The organism is Pseudomonas sp. LBUM1672 (genome assembly GCF_059695655.1).
Genome location: NZ_CP166781.1, coordinates 3125956 through 3149894, shown reverse-complemented (window position 1 = coordinate 3149894; position 23939 = coordinate 3125956). Strand labels below are relative to the sequence as shown.

The window sequence follows — 23939 nt, the reverse complement described above, 5'->3', positions numbered from 1 at the left end:
CCCACCCCCTGCGAGAACCGAACATGAGTTTCATTTTATGGGTGGCCGTGTTGGGTGCAGTACTGCTGACGCTGGCGCTGACCTCGTCCTACCTGCGCTGGATGCCGGTGACCACATCTGCGGTGTGCCTGGTGCTGGGGGCTGCCATCGGGCCGGCCGGGTTCGGGCTGTTGAAGCTGGACACCGCTGAGGCTTCGATCTGGATGGAGCACCTGACGGAAGTCGCGGTGATCTTTTCGTTGTTTGTCTGTGGCCTGAAATTGCGCTCGCCGCTCAAGCATAAAAACTGGAGGATTGCGATCGGCCTGGCCGGCCCGGTCATGCTGCTGACCATCATCGGCATCTGCTTGTTGCTGCATTACGCGCTGCAGTTGTCTTGGGGCGCGTCAGTGCTGATCGGCTCGATCCTGGCGCCTACCGATCCGGTGCTCGCCGCGCTCGTCCAAGTCAACGACGCGCGGGATGACGACAGCGTGCGGTTTGGCCTCTCCGGTGAAGCCGGGCTCAATGACGGGATTGCGTTTCCGTTCGTCATCCTCGGCCTGCTCCTGCTGCAACACGAGGGTAACCCCGGCTGGTTTGGCGACTGGGTGTTGCACAGTCTGATCTGGGCCGTTCCGGCGGGTTTGCTGACGGGTTACTGGATGGGACGCGGCATCGGGCGCCTGACGTTGGCGCTGCGTATCAAGAATGATGACAGCACGCTGTCCCCGAACGATTACCTCGCCCTCGCCCTGATCGCGTTGGCATATGTCGGAGCCGAGTCAATCCACGCCTACGGGTTTTTGTCGGTATTCGCCGCCGGCCTCGGATTGCGCCAGGAGGAAGTCAGCTCCACAGACAGTGACGAACTGCCGGCCGAGCATTTGGTCCAGCCTGTGGTCGGTCACCAGAACGTCGAACCGCAACACGCTGTGCATGGCGATACCGACAATCTTGAAGACACTCAGGTCGCTGCGGGCATCATGATGGGGGACATGCTCGCCTTCGGCAGCCTTGTGGAGCGGGCCATGGAAGTGTTTCTGGTGACGCTGCTCGGCGTTGTGCTGATCGCTCACTGGGACTGGCGCGCCCTGCTGCTCGGCGGGGTATTGTTTTTCCTGATTCGCCCTTTGAGTGTCGCAGTGATGCCGTGGGGGCGATTGCTCGATTGGCGCCAGCGAATGTTGATCGGCTGGTTTGGCATACGTGGCATCGGCAGTCTGTTTTACCTGTTCTACGCCGTGAATCACGGGTTGGGCCAGTCTGTGTCGACGCTGTGTATGGACCTGACCTTGTCCGTGGTTGCGTTAAGCATCCTGATTCACGGGGTCAGCACGCAACCCACCCTCGCCCGGTATGAGCGGCGTAAGAAACAGGTTATTTGATTTTTTGTCAGCCTGTTCACGGTGGGATCCATCGAATTTTCGCGCTCAGATATTTGAAATCCCTGCGCAACCCGGTAGTCACAACCTTAATTCCGCCTGATTTTTCAGCACGGCGGGACCCGACAGGTTCGGTTCCACTGTGGCAACGATGCCTTCAAAAAGGGACCTCGAAACAGATTAAGGTGCCGGTCATGATCCAATGTTCAACCCCCGATCAAATCAAAGCCTGCCGGGCGTTCGCCCTGGAATGCAATCGCCAGATGTTCGAAGACGCCCAGGCGTTGAACCGCTGCGCCTTCGAGATGCTTGAGGGCGGCGAGATGGACATGGAACGGTTTGAACGCTATCGAGCGATGCGCAGGAAGGCTGATCTGAAGTTTCAGGAAGCGATCGAGCATCTGCGCGTGCTCAACGAAGATTTTCCGCCGATCCCGATGTCGGTGAACAACTCTCACCGGTTGCGCCAGCGGCTTGAAGACCGGGCTTGAGCCGCCGCCCACCAGGCGCGCCTCATTCTGTGGCTCACTGACTAAAGAGCCCGGCTATTTGCCGGGCTCTTTGCTGCCTGGTAGTCAGGTGTTACATCACCGGTACCGCTTAGACTGCGGCCCTCCAGTCTCAAGGTGGCAAGCACGGTTTCGGTGGTGCGAATCTGATCGGCGATAAGATGCTAAAAATTCACATTTTTCGAGGGAAAAATTCACGCCGCGAACTGCATGAGTCAATTTCCGGACTCATGCAGCCTGCACGACCTCAGTTCGCCATCAGCCTTTTCAACCTGTTGTTTTATATGGTTTTATTGATGAGTCAAAGTCGGCACGACAAATGCTCCAGGACAATGAGCGACCTACGGCCATGAGACCGTTTGCGCCCATCCCCGTGACTATTTGAGAGATTCGACCATGAACGCCATCGACCTGTTGAAAGCCGACCATGAACGTGTAAAGGGCATCCTGACCCAATTGAGCGAGTCCACCGAGCGTGGCGTTAAAAAACGCACCGAACTGCTGGCCAAGCTTGAAATGGAAATTGCCATCCATACCCGCCTCGAAGAGGAAGTCTTGTATCCAGCGTATAAAAAGGCCGGAGGCAAGGAACAGGACGTCATGTATTACGAAGCCAAGGAAGAACATCGCACTGTGGATTCGCTGGTGCTGCCGGACCTGAAAGTCACCGACCCATCCACCCCGGAATTCGCAGGTCGTGTGAAAGTGGTCAAGGAGCTGCTGGAACACCACATCGAAGAAGAGGAAACCGAAATGTTCCCTCAGGCCAAAAAGCTGCTGGGCAAAGCCACCCTCGAAGAGTTGGGTGCGCAGATGGAAACGCTGAAAGCCCAGTACAAGAAAGAAATGAGCACGCCTAATCTGGCAGCATGATTGGGGTGACTTATGTAAAGAAGCCCGGCATTTGCCGGGCTTTTTGCATGTGCGGATCAGCCGCCAGGGTTGGTCACCTGAATGTAAACCGCGTAGCTGCCCAGCAAAACCCAGAACGTCGCGAAGATCCATGGCGTGCGCACGGAAAACAGCAGCGATTTACGATAACCCTTGTGGGACGATTCCATTTCGCTGAACAGCGGCGACTCATCGTAAGCCAGCCCCATCAATGGCTCGCTGCGCAACAACTCACTCTGCTTGAAGTGCCAGTGATCGATGATGTCGTAGGCTGCACGAATCCCCGGCCAGGCGTTCAGCGAACTGAGCAGCCCAAGCAACGCAAGGAACGGCGGCACCACCAGGGTGAAGAGTTTTCCCCACTCGGGATTGAGGTTGGACATGCAGGACGCGAAGGCAATTACAAGAAACGATTGCGCTGCCAGGTAAGCATCGGTTCGATTGGCGAGGATGCTGGTTTCGTACTGGATTTCCCGGCGGTAGAAATCCAGGCGCTCCTTTGGTGAGCCGAACATCTTGGCGTTGTGCTCGGATAAAGCTTCTTCGGCGGCAGGTTCGGTCAGTATTCTGGGCACGGGACATACACATGGGCTGGGAAAGCGTTTAGAAGAAACCTTTCCGAGTAAAGTTCAGCCGGACTCAATGCGCGTTCGCTCGAACGCTACTTCGCCGCCGTGGTCCCCTCAGATACAGACTCTGACTTTAAGGACACGCATGGACTCTCTTGATTGGGTGCAATGGCCGGCAATGCTGGTCACGGTGCTGGCAGCGTGGTTGATCGGCTCACAAACACCCTCGCGCAGGGTGTGGGGCTTCAGCTGTTTTATCGTCAGCAACCTGCTGTGGGTGATCTGGGGTTACCACACCCACGCCTATGCATTGATCGTGTTGCAGTTTTGCCTGTGTGCCATGAACTTGCGCGGCTTCAGGAAGAACGCTAACGGCTGAGCGCAATGCGAGTCATTTCATGGCCAGGGCAATGACCTCCACCAGATTGAGTTGGGTAAAAGGTTTGGACAAACGCGGGAGTTCGGTCGCGAAGCCTTCCAGGCGTTCGGCATAACCCGTGGCGAGGATAATCGGCAGGTCTGGCCTCAGGGTCCGGATGGCTTTTGCCAGCTGCGCGCCATTCATTTGTGGCATTGCCATGTCGGTAATGACCAGGTCAATGTGCTGCGCGGTGTTAAACCACTCCAGCGCGTGTGCGCCGGACATCGCACTGAGCACCCGGTGGCCGAGGTCCTCCAGCAGCAAGCCGGTACTGGTCAACACCAGGCTGTCATCGTCCACGACCAGTACGCACAATTGAGCCACTGGGTGTGCTTCCACTTCCGCTGCAGCGGGTTTGATGACCGATGTAGCGGTGGTCGCGGGTATCCAGAGTTCAGCGGTGGTGCCTATGTCCTTCTGACTCTTGAGAATGAATCGCCCGCCCAATTGCTCGATAAAGCCGTGGACCATCGACAACCCCAACCCCGTGCCCTTGCCCACGCCTTTTGTGGTGAAAAACGGGTCCATGGCCGAGGCCAGCGTGGCCTCATCCATCCCTTCTCCCGTATCGGTGACACTCAGGCAGACATATTGGCCGGCCTCCAGCATTAACGTTGATTGATCGGGGATTTCTTCGGTCCGGGTACTGATGACGATTTTGCCGCCGTTGGGCATGGCATCCCGGGCATTGGTGGCGAGGTTCAGCACCGCCAGTTCGAGTTGATTGACATCGGCCACGACCGGTACGAGGTCAGGGGAAAAGCGTGTTTCGAGCTGTACGGAAGGCCCGAGAGAGCTGCGCAACAGTCCGCTGATCCCTTCTACCAGCGCAGGTATCTCAACGGATTCGGACTGGAGTTCCTGACGCCTTGCGAAAGCCAGCATGCGCTGGGTCAGGGAAACGCCACGCAAGGCACCCTGGGTGGCGTTATCCACCAATCGAGTGACTTTCGGATCTTCTCCCACGCGTTTGCGTACGATTTCCAGGTTGCCGAGGATGACGGTCAGAAGGTTGTTGAAATCGTGGGCAATCCCGCCACTGAGTTGGCCGATGGCCTGCATCTTCTGCGCCTGGAACAGCGCTTCTCGGGTCTGCTCCAGGGCCTTCTGTGCGAGCGTGGCCTCTGTGATATCCCGGGTGATTTTGGCAAAACCCAGCAACGTACCCGTTTCGCCCCAGATCGGATCGACCACGACATGGGCAAAGAACCGTGTACCGTCCTTGCGCACGCGCCAGGCCTTGTTTTCGAAGCGACCCTCCCGCGTAGCCGTCTCCAGCGCGCGTTGCGGTTCCCCGGCTTCGCGGTCTTCAGGGGTGTAGAAGATCGAAAAATGCTGGCCGATGACTTCTTCGGGCCGGTAGCCCTTGATGCGCTGGGCTCCAAGGTTCCAGTTGGTCAGGCGTCCATCCGGGGCGAGCATATAGATGGCGTAATCGGTGACGCTTTGAACCAGCAAGCGAAACTGCTGCTCGCTTTGCTTGAGGGTTTCCTCGGCCATTTTGCGGTCGGTCAGGTCACGGGTGATCTTGGCAAAACCCAGCAGCTTGCCGTTCGGATCGATAATCGGATCGATCACAACGTGGCACCAGAAGTGCGAGCCGTCCTTGCGAACCCGCCAGCCTTCGCTCTCGAAACGGCCTTCGCGAGTCGCCGTATCCAGTGCACGCTGGGGCAAGCCGATGCGTCGGTCTTCTTCGGTATAGAACCGCGAGAAATGCTGACCGAGAATCTCCGCCTCTTCATAGCCCTTGAACCGCTTGGCGCCAGCGTTCCAGCTGGTGATGATGCCACCGGGGTCAATCATGTAAATCGCATAGTCCACCACGGCATCAATCAGCAGGCGAAAGCGCATTTCCTCGATAGATTTGGTTTTGGACTGGATATCGCTCATCGATCACACCCGTGACTATTGTTTTGTGGAGTATGCGACAAACCGAGGACTTGGTAAGCCAGAAAACGGTCGTGCACTGGAGCATAGCGCTCAGACCACCTATTCTCGACGCCAAACGCCATTCCTGGCGGTTTCAAGGCGCCCCGATGATTCTGATTCTGTTACCGACTTGCGACTACGATCCCACTGAGAGCAGCGTTCCGTGGCAAGCCATGCGCCAGGCCGGCATCGAGGTGCGCTTCGCGTCACCCGAGGGACTGCCCGCCTACGCCGACTCGCGCCTGGTGGACATCGGCTTCGGCCCATTGAACCCGCTACTGATGACACGCAAGGCCGACCTTGCCAGCTACGCCCGGATGATCGAAGACCCGACATTTCGCAATCCGCTGTCCTATGACGATGTCGACCCCGGCGAGTTCCACGGGCTGCTGATTCCCGGCGGACATGCCAAGGGCATGCGCAGCCTGTTGGAGTCCGAGCAGGCCCGACGGATCGTCCTGCACTTTTTCAAGGCAGACAAACCGGTCGCAGCGGTCTGTCACGGCGTGCTGCTGCTTGCCCGCACGCTTGACCCCGTCTCCGGGTTTTCAGTGTTGCAGGGTCGCAAGGTCACCGCATTGGTGGCCAATGCCATGGAACTGCCTGCCTGGGCAATCACCGCCGCCTGGCTCGGACGCTACTACCGAACCTATCCTCAAACGGTCGAAGCGCAAGTCACCGCCGCACTGTCCAGTCCGACGGATTTCCTGCGTGGGCCATTCCTGGCAGTGCGTGATTCGGCGGACCGGCCACAACGAGGTTTCATCGTCCGTGATGGCCAGTTGCTGACCGCTCGCTGGCCGGGAGACTGTCATCGCTTCGCCGCCGAATGGATACGACTTATCGGTACACGTGTTTGACGATGTAAGCGTACAGGTCGTTGTAGACGAAGTCAGGGACAAGCTGGGCGTAGGTTTGAGTTTTGAGTAACGCCAAGTGGCACTCCTTGATCATTTCGTCACGCTCGGCAGGGGTGTAGATGTCGTTGTTGATGATGTTGCCATAGGCGCTGTACAGGTTCGGCGCTGTCGAGGGGGTGCCATCGACAGCCTTGGTGTAGGTGTTATGCAGACGCAGTGCCCTCTCATTCAATACGCCGAGGCCGCGTTCATACACGGAGATTTGCGAGCCGCTAACTGCTTTCGAGGCGACCTCAAAGGCCAGAATGATCGCTCGCGCATTGCTCATGCTGGCGTCGAGGTCCTTGTAGGTGACAAATCGTTCAAGTTCACGGCTTTCCAGGCTTTTAAGTGCCCGCTTGATACTCGATACGTGAGCGAATTCCTGCGTGCAGGCAACGATGTGCGTTTCGAACTGGTAGTCGGCCGCCGTCGCCAGTGGCGCAAACGTAGCGAAACGGATGTCGTCGAACGCGCACTCCATGATGATGTTGTATTTGAGGGTAAAGGCCTCGGTGAAGATCTTGGTGCTGACTTCCAGGACAAAGGCCTCTGTATGTTCATAGGCATGCAGGACACTGATCTTGATCATCTCCGCGTATTGGGGGTGTTTTTGTCGATACTTGGGCAGGTAGAGGCGAACATAATTTTCGTAGCGCTCGGACGGGAGGAGTTTATTTACCAACAGAAAGGTTTTACCCGACCCTTGCAATCCGGCAACCACCAGAATTTTGGGTGTCACCTCGGCCGTTTTACCGCGAAACAGCTCGGTTTTTATTTCATTGAATGCGGCGGTAACTTGCTCAGAGGTGTAAGCGTAATTCGGTGCAGCTGACATACCTTGATTTCCTTATCAAAGAACCGGCTGAAAAGTGATGCCGGCCCTTTGAATAAAGCTCGTACTCCCCGATTGTTCAAATGAGCGAGTCTTTCAAGATATGCCACTGTTTTTAAAGGTAAAAAAACCTACGCAATAGAGTGAAAATGCGTCGGCTCAACCGCCCACCAGCGCGGCAACAATTGTTTAACCTTGCTATCGCCGAAGCGGTCATCAATCAGCATCACCACGCCTTGATCCTGCTGGGTGCGGATCACCCGTCCTGCCGCCTGCACCACTTTCTGCACCCCGGGATACAGGTAGGTGTAGTCATAACCGGCACCAAAAATCGCTGCCATTCGATGTTTCATCTGCTCATTGACCGGATTGAGCTGCGCCAGCCCCAACGTGGCAATGAACGCACCGATCAGGCGTGCGCCGGGCAAGTCGATGCCTTCGCCGAACGCGCCGCCCAGCACCGCAAAACCGACTCCCCGACTGTGCGCCGTGAACTGATCGAGAAAGGCCTGACGTTGCCCTTCCGCCATTCCCCGGGACTGTGACCACAGAGTGATTTGCGGGTGTCGTTCGGCCATTAACTGCGCCACTTGCTGCAAATAATCGAAGCTGCTGAAAAACGCCAGGTAGTTACCGGGGCGTTGGCTGAATTGCCGGGCGATCAGTTCGACAATAGGCTCGAGGGACGCCTGACGATGGACAAATCGGGTCGATATCTGGCTGACGATGTGCACTTTCAACTGGTCAGCATGGAACGGTGATTCGACATCGATGCACACCGTGTCCGGCGGCGTACCCAGCAGGTCGGCGTAATAATGACGAGGGCTCAGCGTCGCGGAAAACAGCACCGTGCTGCGCGCAGCGGTCAGGCGCGGGCGGATGAAACCGGCCGGCACCACGTTACGCAGGCACAGTTGCGAGAGGTTTTGCTTACGGTCAAGGTCGCGCTTGCTGATGTCGAACAGGAACTGCTCGTCGAAGAGCTCGGCCACACGACAGAACTGCAGCATGTCGAAGTAAAAACCCTGCAACGCGCTGTCCAGGCCCTGGGGGTGATCGTTGAGATAATCGCCGATGCTCGCGCTGCACGACGACAGCGCCTGGAGAAGTTTCTCCGGTGCCTTGTCGTACGCCTGGTACGGCGCCAGTTGCGGATTGTGCAGGGCAATCCACTCACGATTGACCCGCTGCAACGGTTTTTTCAGCGCGTCCGGTGCGGTTTTTCGTACCCCGTTGAGGGTCGACTGATCGAGTGTGGCGCTGTACATCTGCCGGCCGCGTTCCACCAGGTTGTGCGCCTCATCCACCAACACCGCAACTTTCCAGTTATTGGCCTGGGCCAGCCCGAACAGCAACGCACTGAAATCGAAGTAGTAGTTGTAGTCGGCGACCACCACGTCTGCCCAACGGGCCATTTCCTGGCTCAGGTAATAAGGGCAAACCTCATGCGCCAATGCCACCACACGCAATGCGTTCTGGTTCAACAGGCTCAACTCACTGGCGGCTTGGCGGGCGGCGGGCAGACGATCATAAAAGCCTTGGGCCAACGGGCAGGATTCACCGTGACAGGCTTTGTCCGGGTGCTCGCAGGCCTTGTCCCGGGCGATCATCTCCAATACCCGCAGCGGCGGCGCATCGGGGCTATCCAGGATCACTTGCGCGGCGTCCAGTGCCAGTTTGCGCCCCGGGGTCTTCGCCGTGAGGAAAAACACCTTGTCCAGTTGCTGCGGCGCCAAGGCCTTGAGCATCGGAAACAACGTGCCCACGGTTTTGCCGATGCCGGTTGGCGCCTGAGCCATCAGGCAACGACCGGTGCTGACCGCCTTGAACACCGATTCCGCCAGATGCCGTTGCCCCGGACGAAAGTCGGCATGGGGAAACGCCAGTTGCTGCGCCGCGTGATTGCGCGCCGCGCGATGGGCCATTTCCTGTTCCGCCCATTGCAGGAACAGCTCGCCATGATGCTCGAAGAATTGCTGCAGTTCCCCGGCGCTGAAGACCTCGACCAGGCAAGTTTCCTTTTCGCTGACGATGTCGAAGTACACCAACGCCAGATTGATCTGCACCAGGTCCAGCTTCTGACACATCAACCAACCGTAGACCTTGGCCTGTGCCCAGTGCAATTGTCGGTGGTTGGCCGGCTGCTTGCTCAGGTCGCCGCGATAGGTTTTGACTTCTTCCAGGCAGTTTTGCGCCGGGTCATAGCCGTCCGCCCTGCCCTTGACCCTCAAGGTTTTGTACAGGCCATCGAGGACGACTTCGCTTTGATAGCCCTCGCTTCGACGCGAAGCGACGGTGCGGTGCCCGACGATGCCCTCCAGCGCGGTCGGCGACGGGGTAAAACGCAGGTCGAGGTCGCCGACCTTGGCGGTGAATTCACACAGCGCCCGCACCGCAATGCTGTAGCTCAAGCGCTCTGCTCCGCCCATTGCACATTGCAGACGGCGATCGGCATCTGATGTTCGTGACAGAACTCCAGCCAGCGCAATTGGTTGTCTTGCAGGCGATCGCCGGGGCCTTTGACTTCGATCATGCGGTAGGTCTTGTGCTGCGGCCAGAACTGGATCAGGTCGGGCATGCCGGCACGGTTGGCCTTGATGTCCAGCAGCAGACGGTTGAACCAGTGCTTGAGGTGTTCGGCGGGCAGGCAATCGAGCGCCTGATCCAGCAGTTCTTCGCTCAGCGCGCCCCAGAACACGAAGGGTGACTGCACGCCCCACTTGGCGACGTAACGTTCACGAATTGTCTGGAGGTAGCGGCCGTCATCGAGTTCGGCGAGACACGCCTGAAACAAATCCGCGCGACGCGCATGGAAGTCCTCATTGAGCAGGTCCACCGGCCCGCGCTGGAACGGGTGGAAAAACGCTCCCGGCAACGGAGCAAAGATCGCCGGCCAGCACAACAGCCCGAACAATGAGTTGATCAGGCTGTTCTCGACGTAATGCACCGGCGCCGAATCCTCCGCCAGATGCGCCTGAACGTAATATTCAACCGACAGCGCCAGATCGGTCCTTGGCAACTGAAGGTCCAGGCGCAGCATTTCCCGGGGGGATGGCCGCTTCATCGCCGGCCCGCCCAGTTTGCGCCGCAGCCTGGGCAACACACGCAGCACATGCTGATGCTCGGTGGCGCTTTCCGGCGATTGTTCCGCGTGCATGGCCAAGTGCAGGGCCAACTGATATTCACCGCAGCGCTCCAGCACACGAATAAGTCGCACGCGTGCGCCGGGATAGACGCAGTCGCGGTAAATCGTCAGCGCCGTGGAGAAATCCGCCATGCGTTCGCAGTGCTGACCGATCTGGAACAACAACTTGCCGCGACGTCGTTGCAGCCAAGGGTTATCGAGTTGCAATTCGTTGATCTGCTCGACAATGACCGCCACGTCTTCACCGGCCTCGAAACGTTGCTGGCAGTGATGCAGGAACAGGCAGGCGTCCACGTCTTCACGGCAGCGCAAGCCTCGGGACTCGACGCAGAACTCGACTTTCTCATAGGTAAAGATGCCGAGATCGGCCAGCACGAACTCCGACCAGTCCTGATACAGATTGCCGAAGAACATCAGCCGCAAGCGGTCACACAGGTCCATAAGAGTCAACGTGAACAGTCGGTCGTTCAGCTGCGGGCACCATTGCGCGAAGCTTTGTGCTTCGCAAAACTGCTCGCTCAGGAACGCCAGCCATTCGGTTTTCTTGCCTTTCGGTTGCTCGATGACCGCACCGAAGCAGTGAAGAATCTCGGCCTTGAGCAGAACATCAAACAGTTCCTCGATCTGCAGCGGCGACTGATCAGTGATCCAGCCTGCCGCCAGCAACGGCTCGGCAGCGCTGGCAATGTCACCGATTTCGATGTAACTCAATTTTCCGGCCCTGAAATGCAGGCCCTTGCGCATCACCATCCTGACCAGCAGCGCCCGGGACTCGCGGGGTTGCCGACGGAAATCACGGATGAAGGCTTGCTCCTCGACGCTCAGCACATCGGCATAGCGATGTTCAAGCCAATCAAGCACTTGCATGAAGTTGTTCAAGTAATAGAACGGGTCGTCGAGAGGATTTGCAGTCACAGGGAAAAAGGGCCATGGCAAGCGAGTACTGGTTATGCGTACAGATACCAGCTACGGCGTATCCGGTGCAAACGGAAAAGGATAAGCGGCGGCGCTATTTGGTTATTTTCAGGTGGCCATCGAACTTTCTGCCGTTCCACGGCACCAACCGGCATAGCGGCTTTTTTCAAGCATTTGAGAGGTGAGTATGAATATCAAGACTCTGGGTTTGCCTTTGGCAGCGGCGGCCTTCCTGGCCCTGGCCGGTTGCTCCACGCCAACGGTCGTGACGTTGCAGAACGGCACCCAGTATTTGACCAAGGACATGCCGAAAACCAAGACCAAGGACGGCTTCTATGAGTTCGAGGATATTTCTGGCGCGAAAGTGAAGGTCAATGCCAACGACGTGGCCACGGTTCGCGAGGAAGACTGAACACCGCGTTATCGTTCTTCGCGAGCAAGCCCGCTCCCACATTGGATCTCCAGTGTTTGCAGGATCCAATGTGGGAGCGGGCTTGCTCGCGAAGAGGCCCTCACAGACGCCGAAAATCTACGGCATCCACGGCGTACTGTTATCGCAGGAGATGAACTTCCCTCCTCGCCTTCTCAGCTCTTCATTAATCTTCTGGCAGCGGTCATATTCCTGCTGCATCGCGTGATCGATGCTGATATTGCCGGTGATCTCCGGATGCTTTTGCTCCGAGCGAAATGTCACAAAAGGCTGGTCCGGCTGGAGCTGGAAGCGGCTTTTCTCTTCAAGGGGTTCGACGGTTTCCGGCGATGCCGGCGTCGGCAGTTGATCTGGCGTCATGCCATAGCGGCTCAAAATCGAGCTGTGAGGCAACTCCGCGGCGGCACTCCCCGATAACAGGGCCAGCGCCAGACCGATGAGGTGCTTCTTGCGGTTACTCACGTTCCTTAATCTCCTGATTCAGTACTCAATCCTGATATTGCAAGGTATTGGAGTCCGCAGGTGACTGTCGGGTCACGTGTTCCAGGCAGGTTTACCGCGTTATCGTTCTTCGCGAGCAAGCCCGCTCCCACATTTGATCTGTGTCGTGCCCAATTGCCAGGATCACTGAAGATTAAATGTGCGGGCTTGCTCGCGAAGGGGCCTTTACTGGCGCCACATCAACATCAGGCGATTACGATCCCTGAGCCAGACACGCTCTCCAGTCCAACCCCCACCAACGTCACCGAATCAGCGCCAAACGTCAGCACCGTATCCTGCCCCACCGCCGTGGCATGAGCCCGATAGTCATCATTCGGCGCTACCCCCTGAACCCCGAGGAACACCAGCTTGTCGTTTGCCTGATACCCCAGCACCCGGTCCTGGCCGAACGCACCGCTGAACAGGAACGTATCGATCCCGCCTCCCGATTCCATCAGGTCATTCCCCGTCCCGCCGACAAACACATCGTTGCCCTGGCCGCCAATCAAATGATCGTTGCCGTCCAGACCAAACAGCCAGTCGCCCTTTGCATGCGCCTTGAGCGTATCGGCCCCCGCGCCGCCCTTCACCGATGACGCGTACGCGGTCAGGTTGTTGCCGACCGCCAGACCATTGGCCGTCACGCTGTGCGTCACGTCATCCTTGAACAGCCCCCACAGGAACCCCGGTTCCTTGGTGACAATGCTGCCGATGTCCCGGGTAATGCTGATGCCGCCACTGGCATCACGGACGTAGAGGTTGCCCGTGCCGTCATTGGCAAAATCGAAACTTTTCACCGACTGCTGCAAGTCCAGCACGTTGCTGCCCTTGCCCCCCAGCAGGAGGTTGTAGCCGCCACCGTCGCGGAAGCTGTCGTTGCCGTCCCGCCCCTCCAGGTAGTCGTTGCCCTTGCCGCCCTGAATCAGGTCGTTGCCGTCGCTGCCGATGATGAACGTGCTGCCCTTGTGGGTTTCAGCGTTGCGATTCAAGTCCTGAACCCAGGTGTTGGCGCGCGCCGGGTCCGAGAGATTGGCGACGATGATCGTCGAGTCCTTGCTGGTGAGGTCGTAGAACTTCGATTCGATCACCCGGTTCATGCCGTCGCCATAGGCGGTCGGCAAGTGCGAAATCCAGGTCGGGATGTTGAGGATGGAGAACGGCAGCACATTCCACGCTGTCGAGGCGTAGTGGTCGTTGAAACTGACGATGTTATCGGTCGTCGAGGCTTTGGCGGCATCGTGCACGCCGACCGACGACAGGTTGAAGGATGAACCGTCGAGGGCACGAAACACCGGGTCGTTTTCATAGCCGACGTTGAGCACTTTGTCGGTGCTGCTCTGGGTCGGGGACGCGTAGGCGATGTAGTTGGAATCCTTGTAGAACCCGGACCACTTGTCCGTGCTCAAGTCCGCCAGACTGTTGACCGCCAGCCCGCCGAGGCTGTGGCCGCTGACCAGCACGTTTTTGCCTGACAGGCCGTTGGCCTGGGCAAAGGCCATGACGTCACCGAGCAGATTGCCGAAGGCTTCGCCCACATAGTTTTTCGCATAGTCCTTGGGACCGAGCGCCGCCAGCAGATCGTTGATCACGTCGCCGATGGAGTCGCTGATGAGCGTTTCCCGCGGGCCGCTGGTGCCGCGAAAGGCGATGCCGATTTCCGTGAGATGACCCTGCGCGTCGTACTTGCCGAGGATCTCGACCTGCGCGCTGGTGTACCCGGCCTTCTCGCCGAAGAACGTTCCGCGAGCGTCGACCTTGCCGTCATAGCCCAATTGCGAGGCGGTGATGGGCGTCCAGCCAGCCTTTTGCACGGCCTCCAGTGCGGCTTTTTCCGAATCGGGGTTCCATGGAATGCCCGGGATTACGCCCTGGGAATCGGTGCCGCCCAGCAGCGCGGTGACCAGGGTCGCCGGCAAGCCAAGGCCGAAGCCGTTGTGCTGGTAACCGGTGGCAAAGCCGTTGTCGAGGTTGTGATAGGAATACAGCGTGATCGCCATCGCGTCGGTGAATAACGCTTTGGAATCGGCTGTGCCGAAGTTTTTGTAGTCATACACACCCATGGGTATTGCCTCTCTCTTTGTTGGAATTGTCAGAGATAGCTCACAACCAGGACGCCTCGCTCCCGAGGCGCCCCGGAGCATTTAGTGCATGCAGCCTTTACGCAAACGTAATACCTGAAGCCGACAGGTTATCCAGTCCCACCCCCACCAGAGTCACGGCAAAATCGCCAATCTTCAGCACCGTGTCATGGCCTGACTGCGAGGCGTGTTGCTTGTAGTCATAACCCTGCCCCGCGCCCTGTACGCCGAGGAACACCAGCTTGTCGTTGCCCTGGTAGCCATTGATCGCGTCAAAACCGAAGGCGCCGCTGAACAGGAAGGTGTTGTTGCCACCCGAAGCCTGCATCACGTCGTTGCCCGCGCCACCGACAAAGGTCACCTGGCTTTTGTCGCTGCGCAGCAAATCGTCGCCGGCATTACCGAACAACCAGTCGCCGTCGACGCTGGCCGCCAGTGTGTTGCCGTAGGCGTCACCGTTGAGCGAGTGGTTGTAGTGGGTCAATTCGCTGCCATTGAGCAAGCCATTGGCGGTGACGCTGTAAGTCACCTCCTTGCTGCCCCACCATGAACCCGGCTCCTTGCTCACCAGCGCGCCGATGTCGCGGGTCATGCTGAGGCCGCCGTAGGCATCACGCACGTACAGCGTGCCGTCGCCATCGTTGGCAACACTGAAGTTCTGCAACGGCTTCTGCAACTCGAAGGTGTTGCTGCCCTTGCCGCCCAGCAGAATGTTGTAGCCACCGTCATCGCGAAACCTGTCGTTACCGTCGCGACCCTCGATGAAGTCATTACCGGCGCCGCCCTTGAGCAAATCGTTGCTGTCGGTACCGATGATGAAGGTGCTGCCAGTGTGCGGCTCGCCGCTGCGGCCGAGGTCCTCGACCCAGGTGTTGCCCCGGGACGATTGCGCCAGGTTGGACACGATGAGCGTCGAGTCCTTGTCGGTGAGGTCGTAGAAGCGCGAGTCGATCACCCGGTTCAAACCGTCGGCGTAACCCGATGAGCCGTGGGCCGACCAATTCAGCGGATTGAGGATGCTGAACGGCACCAGGTTCTGCGCCGTGGACGCGTACTGGTCATTGAAGTTGACGATGTTGTTAGTCGCCGAGTCCTGATGTCCATCGTGCTTGCCCAGGGAACCGCTGCTGAACGTGGTGCCGTCGAGCACCCGGAAGACCGGGTCGTTTTCGTAGCCGATATTCAGCACGTTGTTGCCCGTGGCGCTCTGGGTCGGCGAAGCGAACGCGATGTAGTTGGCGTCCTTGAAGAACCCGCCCCAGTTGTTGCCGCTCAGTTCGGCGAGGCTGTTGACGCCCAACCCGCCCAAACTGTGGCCGCTGACCATGACGTCTTTGGCGCCCAGGCCATGGGCTATCGAAAACGCGGCAACGTCCTTGAGCAAGTTGTCGAAGGCGTTTTTCGCGTAGTTCGTCGCGTAATCCACCGGGCCGACGGCGGCCAGCAGGTTGTTTTTCATGTCACCGAAGGTGTCGCTGTACCCCAGGCCGCCGGTACCACGGAAGGCAATGCCGATACCGATCAGCTTGCCCGCCGCGTCGTACTTGCCGAGCACTTCGGCTTCGGCGCTGGTGAAGCCGTCCTTCTCGCCATAGAAGGTGCCCTGAGCACCGACCTTGCCTTGATAACCCAGCTGCGTAGCGCCAATCGGCGCCCATCCGGTAGCCGGCAGCGGCTGACCGGTGGGCGTGTACGCGTACAGCGTCAGCGCGATGGCGTCGCTGTACAACGCCTTGCCATCTGCATTTTTGTAATCAAACAGTCCCATGTTGTTTGCTTCCTTTGCGTGAATTCAGAACTGCCAATCGAGTGTCAGACCTACACCGTGGTCTTTCTCGTTGGAGCCCAGCAGTCCGTTGTAATCCAGGCTCACACGCACATCCTGCGCCACCGCCAGACCGGCCCGCGCACCAATGACGGCGGAGTTACGATCCAATGACACGCTCTGCACGCTGAACCCGGTGTTGCCGTTGGCGAAGGCCAGGTGGTCTTCGGAACGGGTGTTGCTCAGGTTGTGCTGCCAGCCCAGGGTGCCGGACAGTTCCAGTTGCTGTTTGTCCGACAGCGCAATCGCTTTGCTCGCCCGCACACCGAGGGTCGAGAGCACGGCGTCTCGGTTGTCTTCGCCCCCCTTGAGCGCGGCGGCATCACCTTTCTCGGTGAAGCTGTCGCGGTTGAGGTGCACGTAAGCCAGGTTGGCGAACGGTTCCAGTGCCAGCGGTTGCAGGTCCAGGCGATACGCGGCTTCGGTGAACAGTTGCGCGGTGGTCGCATCGCGCTTGGATTTCTGTTTGCCGCTGACGTCGCCGAACTGCAGGTCACGTTTCACGTCGATGCGATGCCAGCTGTAGGCGCCGCCGACGCTCAAACGCAGTGCGTCGATTTCATGGCCCAGGTAAGCGCCCAAGTGGTAGCTGTCGACAGAGGCAGATGAATGCGTGCCATCGCCCATGCTCAACGAACTGTCGCTATAACCGGTGACGAAACCCAGCCGCGTATCTTCAGTGATCAGACCGTCGACACCGGCCAACAAGCCGCCGATGGAGCTGTTCGAGCTGGCGTTGTCATGCCCGCCATCGCTCTTGCCCCAGGCGCCGAGGACTTTGACCCAGGCGTTGCTGCGGTCATCGGTCGGTGCCGCGGCATCGAACAGATCACGCTCACGCAGGCGTTCGCCGACGGCGTCGCGCAGATAACGGCTGTCGTTGATCAGCAACGTGCCGATCGCCGGGTGAATCTCACCGGAGAGTTGCTGGAAGGCTTGTTGTGCGACGGCGGCGGTCGGCGACAGCAGCAGGGTTTCATAGAGCGCGTTGCCCGCGCCCAGTTGCTCGGCGGCAGCCGCGACAGCGCGTTGGTTCGGGGTTTGACCGACGCTGGAGAAGGACGCGGCGTTGCGCTCTACCGCCAACTGAATGCCAGTGGCCGAGTAGTCGAGCGCACCACCAATGAACAGGTAGTTCGGCAGGACCGCGCCAAACCGCCCTTCGATGCCGCCGGCCGCTTGCAGAATGTTGTATTGATTGCCGAGCAGGGATTGCACTTCGCTGGTGGTCAGCAAGGTCGGGCTGTTTTCCAGGGACAGGCTGACGGTCGCGCCGTCGATCACGGCTTTGCCGCCCGCGATGATCTGGTCGCTGCTGGTCGGCGACAATTCCACGGCGTAAGTCGAGCCGGGCTCGAACGTCACGTCGCCCGCCACCTGCAAAGTGCCAATAGAGTTGCCCGGCGCCACGGTGCCGCCGCTTTTCGCGGTCAATGCGCCGATGCGGCCGTTACCGCCGAGGATCCCGCTGTCATTGACGGTGACCGCCGAGAGCAGCGAGCCGTTAATGGCCAATCGGCCCTGATTGACCAGCGTCGGTCCCGCGTAAGTGTTGGCGCCGGTCAGCACCAGCGTGCCGATGCCCTGCTTGGTCAGGCCGCCGTGCCCGGAAATGTCGTTGCGCCAGACGTCCCGCCCACACTGCACGTCATTGCACACGCGCTCGGTCGGTTTGCCCGCATCGATGATCGCGCCGATGCCCGGCAAGTCCGCGACAAACTGGCTGGAACCGTAGGCGCCCTGGATGCGGAACTCTTCGGGAATGTCTTGCTCGGTGACAAACATCCCTGGCCCATCGATGCCTTTGCGCAGGTTGATCATGCCCCAGCCGTACAGCGCGTCGACACCCGGTGCGCCCATGTCGGTGGCCGTGGTGCGCAGCACGCTGGCGACTTGGGCGCCGGTCATGTACGGGAAGCGCTCCATCAGCACCGCCACCGCGCCCGCAACGTGCGGCGCCGCCATGGAGGTGCCATTTTTGTTGGCGTAGCCGATGGTCATGTTATCGGCATTGGTGCCACCGATGACGGCGCTGAAGATCTTGCTGCCCGGTGCCGACACGCAGAAACTCGCGGTGTAGCCGCAGCGCGAGGAGAAGGTGCTGATGTTATAGAGGTCCGGACTGTTCAGGTCCGGGTTCTTCTGCAAGGCCGCGACGGTCATCCAGTTCGGCGCGATTTCCGGGACGAAATAGCCCAGGCCGGCGATGGCGTCCGGGTTATTGAGGTTGTAGTCGTTGCCGGCGGCGAAGATCGTCACGATGCCGCTGCGAGCGGCTGCAATCGCACCATCGTAGGCACCGCCCTGGCGTGTGCCGAGGATGGGTTGGATCTGATTGAACTGCAGCTGCGCGTCCTGCACGGTGAAGTGCGGATACGCCGGGTCACGGCCGCCCAGATCGAAACGATCGGTGATGCCGATGCCCCAGCTGTTGTTGATGATCCGTGCGCCGCTGGCGATCAACGCATCCCAACCGGCCTTGTACACCGCGCCGTCGTTGCCGAGGATGATCCCGTCTTCGGGGCCCGGATCGCCGTTGTCGGCACTGATGATCTGCGCGTTGTACGCCACGCCGTGCATCGGGTTGCCGTCACGGCTGCCCGCGGCGATCCCGCCGACGTGAGTGCCGTGGGAGCCAAGCTTGCCGTCGTAACCGACCGAGGGTGAACCGTCATACACAAACGCATCGCCGGCTTTGACCGGGATATACGGGTCGGTATATTCGCGGATACCACTGGTGACCAAGGTGACCACTTTGTTGGCACCGGAAAACTCCGGATGCTGGGCGTACACCGGCTGATCGAAGATCCCCAGTTTCACGCCTTTGCCGCTGTAACCGGCGGCATAGGCATCCTGAGCGTTGATGGCGCCCAAGCCCCAGTCCGCGTTGAATTCGGCGCTGCGCCAGCTGTTGGGATCCCCTGCTCGACCGCTTTCCACGTAGGGCGCCGCTTGTGCGGTGCCTATCGAGGCCAGCGCGCAGAGCAAGGCAAGGTTGTTGTACTTCTTATTCATCCAGCTACCGTCCTTAGTTGTGTTGCGAAATCCTGTGCCTTGAAAAGCACACTTTCATGGTGTGAAGCTGCTACAAGGGTCGCGTCAGAACTGCCAGTTGAGGCTCAGCCCTACGCCATGACTTTTCTCGCGGCTGGCCAGTTGGCCGGTGTAATCGAGGTTCACGCGAACATCCCGGCTCAGGGCCAGGCTGGCATGGGCGCCTATCAGCGCCGCGTCACGCACCATTGGCGAACCTTCCACCGAGAACGCCGTGCTGCCGCTGGCAAATGCCAGATGTTCTTCAGCATCGGTATTGCTCAGGTTGTGCTGCCAGCCGAGGCTGCCGCTCAGGTCTAGTTGCTGCTGGCTGGACAGGTTCACGGTTTTCAACGCGCGCACGCCCAAGGTGCTGAGCACCGCATCCCGCGTGTCGCCACTGCTTTTCAGTGCGGCGCCATCGCCTTTCTCGGTGAAGCCTTCGGTGTCGAGGTGCACGTAAGCCAGATTGGCAAAGGGTTCGAGCGCCAGCGGTTGCAGGTTCAGGCGATACGCCGCCTCACCGAACACTTGAGTGATGCCGGCATCGACTTTAGCTTTCTGTTTGGCGCTGACGTCGCCGTATTGCAGGTCACGTTTGACGTCGGCGCGATGCCAGCTATAGGCACCACCAGCACTCAGGCGCCAGGCGCCCAACTCGCGGCCGGCATAGGCACCCAAGTGATAGCTGTCGACCTTGGCCGATGAATGGGTGCCCGAGCCCATGCTCACGGAACTGTCGCTGTAGCCCGTGACCAGACCGATGCGGGTTTGCTCGTCGATCGCGCCATCGACACCGGCGAGCAAGCCGCCAATCGAGTTGGTGTAACCGGCGGTGTCATGGCGGTCGTCGGTCTTGCCCCAAGCCCCCAACGCTTTGATCCAGCCATTGCTTTGAGAACCTTTAGCGTCAATCAGTCGCTCACCGACCGCATCACGCAAGTAACGGCTGTCGTTGATCAGCACCGAGCCCAACGCCGGGTAAATTTCCCCCGACAACTGCTGGAACGCCTGCTGTGCGGACGTTGCGGTGGGCGACAGCAGCAGACTTTCGTAAACCGGATTCCCCGCTCCAAGCCCTTCCACAGCGGAGGCAACGGCGCGCTGATTCGGCGTCTGGCCGACGCTGGCGAACGTCGTATCGTTGCGCTCCACACTCAGTTGAATACCGGTGGCGGCGTAATCGAGGCTGCCGCCAATGAACAGATAGTTGGGCAGCACCGCACCGAACTGACCTTGAATGCCGCCGGCCGCTTGCAGGATGTTGTATTGATGACCGAGCAGGCTTTGCACTTGGTGGGTGCTGAGCAAGGTCGGGCTGTTTTCCAGCGACAGGCTGACTGTCGCGCCGCTGACGGTGGCCGTGCCGCCCGCGATGATGCGGTCGCTGTCGGTCGGCGACAGCTCCACCGCGTAGGTCGAACCGGGGGCAAACGTCACGTCGCCAGCGACCTGCAAGGTGCCGATGGAATTGCCCGGCGCGATGGTAGCGCCTCGGTTGGCGGTCAGGGCGCCGATTCGTCCCGACCCGCCCAGCGTGCCGCTGTCATTGACGGTCACACGGGATGCCAGCGAACCGTTGACCGACAGCAAACCGCCATTGACCGTGGTTGCCCCGCGATAGCTATTGTCACCGGTCAGCATCAAGCGACCGGCGCCGGACTTGATCAGGCTGCCTTCGTAGACCCGGTTGGCGGCGGCTGAATCGCGAGCCATGCCGACGGCGTAATCCGTCTGGTCCTGTTGGCTGGCACCGGCCGGCACACCGTTCTGCCAACCTTTGATGCTCAAGGTCTGTTGCCAGGCACTGCGTTCGGCGGTGTCTTCGCTCTGCCGCTGGATCAATGCGTTGTCCGAGATGTCGTTGCTCCAGACATCGCTCTGCCCTGCCCCCAGATTGGCGTCGAAGCGCCCAAGCAATTGCCCCGGCCCGCGCATCGCCCGTTCAAGGTTGGCCACGCCCCAGCCGACGCGGGTATTCGGCGCCTGGGTGACAGAACCGTCGAGTTGGGTGGCGGTGGTCAGCAGGGTTTCCAACGCCTGCTGGTTGGTCATGTACGGATAGCGTTCCATCACCAACGCCAAAGCGCCGGTGGCGTGTGGCGCGGACATGGACGTGCCGGACTTGATCGCATAACCGCCGTCGGGAATGGTGCTGTCGATCTTCGCGCCGGGGGTGGTGATGCACCAATACTTGGCGATGCCGCACTGGTTGTACTTTTGCTGATTGCTTTGATCCAGCCCCGACACTGCCAGCCAATGGCCTTCCAGGTCCGGTTCAAAATACGGCAAGGCCGAACGCACGCTGGCATTCGGGTAACCGCTGTTGCCGGCGCTGAACACGTTGATCACGCCGCGTCGGGAAACGCCCGCCGCTTCGTCTAGCCAGGTGCCTTTGTTCCAGTGCTGCGCGTAAGCGGCGTGCAGATCGCCGAGGGTGCGATAGCTGACGTCCGGTGGCTGGCTGCCCCAACTGTTATTGATCGCCCGTACGCCGGCGTCGGCCAAGGCGTTATAGACCGCTTTGAAGTAGCGCGGATCGGGGTTGGGACCGAACAGAAAACTATCGTTCTTGTTGGTGTTGCCGACGTAGACCTGCGCGTTGTAGGCCACGCCGTGCATGCCGGTGCCATCGCGGGAGGCGCCGATGGTGCCCGCGACGTGGGTGCCGTGGGAGTCGTTGTTGGCGTTGAGGGTGCCGTCGACATTGAACAGTGAACCGTCGACGTAACTGCCGCTGGTCAGCACCGCGTGGTAACGGTCGGTGGCGAATTCGGGGTGGGACGCATCGAAGCCTGAATCGAGCTCGCCGATTTTTACGCCTTTACCGGTAATGCCGGCGGCGTACGCCTGATCGGCCTGCATGCGGGCCAGCCCCCAATCGCGCTGGAATTCTGTGGTACGCCAACTGGCGGCATCACCCAGGGTGCCGGTTTCCTGATAAAGCGCCTGGGCCGAGCCGGGCGCTACTGAAATCCAGAGCAACAACGTGCCGACCGACATCGGCTTGATCTGTACGTCCATGTTTACTTCTCGCTTTTTTGGCGTTTTTAGAATTCTGTTTGCCCATTAAGGGCCGCAACGCATCTGTAGCAGTTGGCGAAACATGTGGTGAGGGGATTTATCCCCGTTCGGCTGCGCAGCAGTCGTCAATCCTGAAATGCGTGTAGCTAACGAACTGCTGGGGCCGCTTCGCAGCCCAATGGGGATAAATCCCCTCACCACAGGGGTGTTTCTTCAGGAAATCATTGGGTCTTTGGGCCCTGGCCGAACGCCTCGTCCACCTTGGCCAGATCCTGCTCATTCAAGGTCCCGGCGTAGTAATGCAACTTGGTCCAGGCCATCAGGTAGTCGTACCTTGCCTGTGCCAAATCCCGGCGGGTGGTAAATAGTTGTTGTTCGGCATTTAACGCATCCAGGTTCACCCGCTCGCCGCCCAAGATGCTTTGCCTGGTCGAGACCACCAGCGCTTCCGCCGACTTCAGGGCTTTCTGGTAAGCGCGCAACTTGTTCACCCCGGACAGGCAGGCACTGAATTGCCGCCGCAGTTCGATCAGGGTTTCCCGGGTTTTGCCGTCCAGTTCGTACTCGGCCTGCTCCATGGTGCGGCTAGCCTGTCGGGTCGACGCCGACACCCCGCCACCGGCGTACAACGGCACGCTGACTTCGATGCCGATGGTGTTGGTGTCGTAACGCTGGTTGTAGGTGTTGCCGCTTTCCGACTCGTTCTGACGCACGGAAGCGTACGCACTGACTTTCGGGAAGTGCCCGGCGCGGTTGCGTTCGACTTCATAACGCGCAACGTCCACCGCCTGGCGCTGGGAGGCCAGGTTCGGGTTGTTGGCCACGGCCATCTCGTGCCAGGTGTCGAAGTTGGCCGGCTGCAGGCTGAAGGTCTGGAAGTTCTGGTCCAGCGGCGCCAGGTCCGTGATGTCGACGGCCGGCACGCCAATCAGCGCGCCCAGTTCGCGCAAGGACGCGTCCTGCTCGTTGCGCGCCTCGATTTCCTCGGCGGTCGCCAGCTCGTAGCGGGACTCGGCTTCAAGAATATCGGTGCGCGTGCCCTCGCCCTGACGGAACATCTGCTCGTTCTGCTGGAACTGCTGTTCGAAGGCTTTCTTCTTGGCCAGCGCGATGTCGATCTGATCCTGGGCGAACAGCGCATTGGTGTAGTTTTCCAGCACACGAACCAGCAATTCCTGGTTCTTGCCGCGGAAGGCTTCGTCGGCAAACAACGATTGCGCCACACCTTTGCGATATGCCGCATAGGCTTCGTAATCGAGCAACGGCTGTTGCAGGGTCAGGTTCGAGCCGTAGCTGCTGTAGTTGCGGTCCTCGGTGAAGTCCGGCCGACCTTCATTGATTTGCGTGACCTTGGAGGTGTTGCGGCCCTTGTTGTAGGTGTAACCAATCCGGGGCAACAGCCCGGCACGGCCGATGATGCGGTTTTCAAGACCGGCATCGCGTTCCTTCATGGCGCCAAGGAACACCGGGTCATTGCGCAACGCTTGCTCGTAGATCTCGAACGGCCCCATGGCGGCCATCACACTGTTGCACGTCAGCAACGCCAGGGTGGCTGTGAGCATTGAAAGCTTATTCATACAGCCGAACAT

17 protein-coding genes are annotated in these 23939 nt (G+C 59.5%); 6 read left to right on the top strand and 11 right to left on the bottom strand.

Annotated elements, in window-relative coordinates:
- Positions 1–23: 23 nt before the first annotated feature.
- From ACA053_RS14330 to ACA053_RS14320, 3 genes are all read left to right on the top strand, one after another.
- Positions 24–1367: a cation:proton antiporter gene (locus ACA053_RS14330; protein ID WP_497318037.1), complete on the top strand. Its 1344-nt coding sequence runs from the start codon at positions 24–26 to the stop codon at positions 1365–1367.
- A 191-nt stretch (positions 1368–1558) separates the two neighbouring features.
- Positions 1559–1855 carry a hypothetical protein gene (locus tag ACA053_RS14325; RefSeq protein ID WP_109631157.1) on the top strand — a complete coding sequence of 99 codons (297 nt, stop codon included), beginning with the start codon at positions 1559–1561 and terminating at the stop codon, positions 1853–1855.
- A 414-nt stretch (positions 1856–2269) separates the two neighbouring features.
- Positions 2270–2746, top strand: a complete 477-nt coding sequence (locus tag ACA053_RS14320; RefSeq protein ID WP_109631154.1) for a PA2171 family ribosome-binding persister protein — start codon at positions 2270–2272, stop codon at positions 2744–2746.
- Between the two features lie 56 nt (positions 2747–2802).
- Here the strand turns inward: ACA053_RS14320 and ACA053_RS14315 are convergent, their stop codons facing one another.
- Complete coding sequence (locus ACA053_RS14315) at positions 2803–3339, bottom strand: hypothetical protein (protein WP_109631150.1); 537 nt, start codon at positions 3337–3339, stop codon at positions 2803–2805.
- A 139-nt stretch (positions 3340–3478) separates the two neighbouring features.
- On the opposite strand from ACA053_RS14315, the gene ACA053_RS14310 reads away from it, so the two are divergent.
- The gene (locus tag ACA053_RS14310; protein ID WP_109631148.1) at positions 3479–3712 is read left to right on the top strand and encodes a hypothetical protein; all 234 of its coding nucleotides are present in this window, start codon (positions 3479–3481) and stop codon (positions 3710–3712) included.
- A gap of 12 nt (positions 3713–3724) precedes the next feature.
- Here ACA053_RS14310 and ACA053_RS14305 read toward each other — a convergent pair whose 3' ends face one another.
- The gene (locus ACA053_RS14305) at positions 3725–5647 is read right to left on the bottom strand and encodes a hybrid sensor histidine kinase/response regulator (protein ID WP_497318032.1); all 1923 of its coding nucleotides are present in this window, start codon (positions 5645–5647) and stop codon (positions 3725–3727) included.
- Positions 5648–5793: 146 nt separating this feature from the next.
- Between ACA053_RS14305 and ACA053_RS14300 the strand changes: the two genes are divergently transcribed.
- On the top strand, positions 5794–6546 hold the full coding sequence (locus ACA053_RS14300; RefSeq protein ID WP_497396046.1) for a DJ-1/PfpI family protein: 753 nt from the start codon (positions 5794–5796) through the stop codon (positions 6544–6546).
- Here ACA053_RS14300 and ACA053_RS14295 read toward each other — a convergent pair.
- The 3 genes from ACA053_RS14295 to ACA053_RS14285 all read right to left on the bottom strand — a co-directional run bounded on the left by ACA053_RS14295 (position 6527) and on the right by ACA053_RS14285 (position 11480).
- On the bottom strand, positions 6527–7423 hold the full coding sequence (locus ACA053_RS14295) for a zeta toxin family protein (protein WP_497396044.1): 897 nt from the start codon (positions 7421–7423) through the stop codon (positions 6527–6529). The genes ACA053_RS14300 and ACA053_RS14295 overlap by 20 nt on opposite strands.
- Positions 7424–7551: 128 nt before the next feature.
- Positions 7552–9831, bottom strand: coding sequence for an ATP-dependent DNA helicase (locus ACA053_RS14290; RefSeq protein WP_497396042.1), 2280 nt, complete (start codon positions 9829–9831; stop codon positions 7552–7554).
- Positions 9828–11480 carry a VRR-NUC domain-containing protein gene (locus tag ACA053_RS14285; RefSeq protein WP_497396040.1) on the bottom strand — a complete coding sequence of 551 codons (1653 nt, stop codon included), beginning with the start codon at positions 11478–11480 and terminating at the stop codon, positions 9828–9830. Before ACA053_RS14285 ends, ACA053_RS14290 begins: the two co-directional genes overlap by 4 nt.
- A gap of 187 nt (positions 11481–11667) precedes the next feature.
- Here ACA053_RS14285 and ACA053_RS14280 point away from each other — a divergent pair, with 187 nt between their 5' ends.
- Complete coding sequence (locus tag ACA053_RS14280) at positions 11668–11892, top strand: YgdI/YgdR family lipoprotein (RefSeq protein ID WP_109631133.1); 225 nt, start codon at positions 11668–11670, stop codon at positions 11890–11892.
- A 117-nt stretch (positions 11893–12009) separates the two neighbouring features.
- Here the strand turns inward: ACA053_RS14280 and ACA053_RS14275 are convergent, their stop codons facing one another.
- From ACA053_RS14275 to ACA053_RS14250, 6 genes are all read right to left on the bottom strand, one after another.
- Positions 12010–12372, bottom strand: a complete 363-nt coding sequence (locus tag ACA053_RS14275) for a hypothetical protein (protein ID WP_497396038.1) — start codon at positions 12370–12372, stop codon at positions 12010–12012.
- Positions 12373–12596: 224 nt separating this feature from the next.
- Positions 12597–14450, bottom strand: coding sequence for a polyurethane esterase (locus ACA053_RS14270; RefSeq protein WP_497396036.1), 1854 nt, complete (start codon positions 14448–14450; stop codon positions 12597–12599).
- A 97-nt stretch (positions 14451–14547) separates the two neighbouring features.
- Positions 14548–16236, bottom strand: a complete 1689-nt coding sequence (locus tag ACA053_RS14265) for a polyurethane esterase (RefSeq protein WP_497396034.1) — start codon at positions 16234–16236, stop codon at positions 14548–14550.
- 24 nt (positions 16237–16260) lie between these two features.
- Positions 16261–19308, bottom strand: coding sequence for an autotransporter domain-containing protein (locus ACA053_RS14260; RefSeq protein ID WP_497396032.1), 3048 nt, complete (start codon positions 19306–19308; stop codon positions 16261–16263).
- 84 nt (positions 19309–19392) lie between these two features.
- Entirely contained in the window at positions 19393–22350 is a 2958-nt protein-coding gene (gene eprS / locus ACA053_RS14255) for an autotransporter serine peptidase EprS (RefSeq protein ID WP_497396030.1), read from the bottom strand.
- Between the two features lie 221 nt (positions 22351–22571).
- On the bottom strand, positions 22572–23939 hold the full coding sequence (locus ACA053_RS14250; RefSeq protein ID WP_497396028.1) for a TolC family outer membrane protein: 1368 nt from the start codon (positions 23937–23939) through the stop codon (positions 22572–22574).

Coding starts and splice junctions, on each gene's coding strand:
- ACA053_RS14330 (WP_497318037.1), top strand. CDS start 24: ATGAGTTTCATTTTATGGGTGGCCGTGTTGGGTGCAGTACTGCTGACG.
- ACA053_RS14325 (WP_109631157.1), top strand. CDS start 1,559: ATGATCCAATGTTCAACCCCCGATCAAATCAAAGCCTGCCGGGCGTTC.
- ACA053_RS14320 (WP_109631154.1), top strand. CDS start 2,270: ATGAACGCCATCGACCTGTTGAAAGCCGACCATGAACGTGTAAAGGGC.
- ACA053_RS14310 (WP_109631148.1), top strand. CDS start 3,479: ATGGACTCTCTTGATTGGGTGCAATGGCCGGCAATGCTGGTCACGGTG.
- ACA053_RS14305 (WP_497318032.1), bottom strand. CDS start 5,647: ATGAGCGATATCCAGTCCAAAACCAAATCTATCGAGGAAATGCGCTTT.
- ACA053_RS14300 (WP_497396046.1), top strand. CDS start 5,794: ATGATTCTGATTCTGTTACCGACTTGCGACTACGATCCCACTGAGAGC.
- ACA053_RS14295 (WP_497396044.1), bottom strand. CDS start 7,423: ATGTCAGCTGCACCGAATTACGCTTACACCTCTGAGCAAGTTACCGCC.
- ACA053_RS14280 (WP_109631133.1), top strand. CDS start 11,668: ATGAATATCAAGACTCTGGGTTTGCCTTTGGCAGCGGCGGCCTTCCTG.
- ACA053_RS14270 (WP_497396036.1), bottom strand. CDS start 14,450: ATGGGTGTGTATGACTACAAAAACTTCGGCACAGCCGATTCCAAAGCG.
- ACA053_RS14265 (WP_497396034.1), bottom strand. CDS start 16,236: ATGGGACTGTTTGATTACAAAAATGCAGATGGCAAGGCGTTGTACAGC.
- ACA053_RS14260 (WP_497396032.1), bottom strand. CDS start 19,308: ATGAATAAGAAGTACAACAACCTTGCCTTGCTCTGCGCGCTGGCCTCG.
- eprS (WP_497396030.1), bottom strand. CDS start 22,350: ATGGACGTACAGATCAAGCCGATGTCGGTCGGCACGTTGTTGCTCTGG.
- ACA053_RS14250 (WP_497396028.1), bottom strand. CDS start 23,939: ATGTTCGGCTGTATGAATAAGCTTTCAATGCTCACAGCCACCCTGGCG.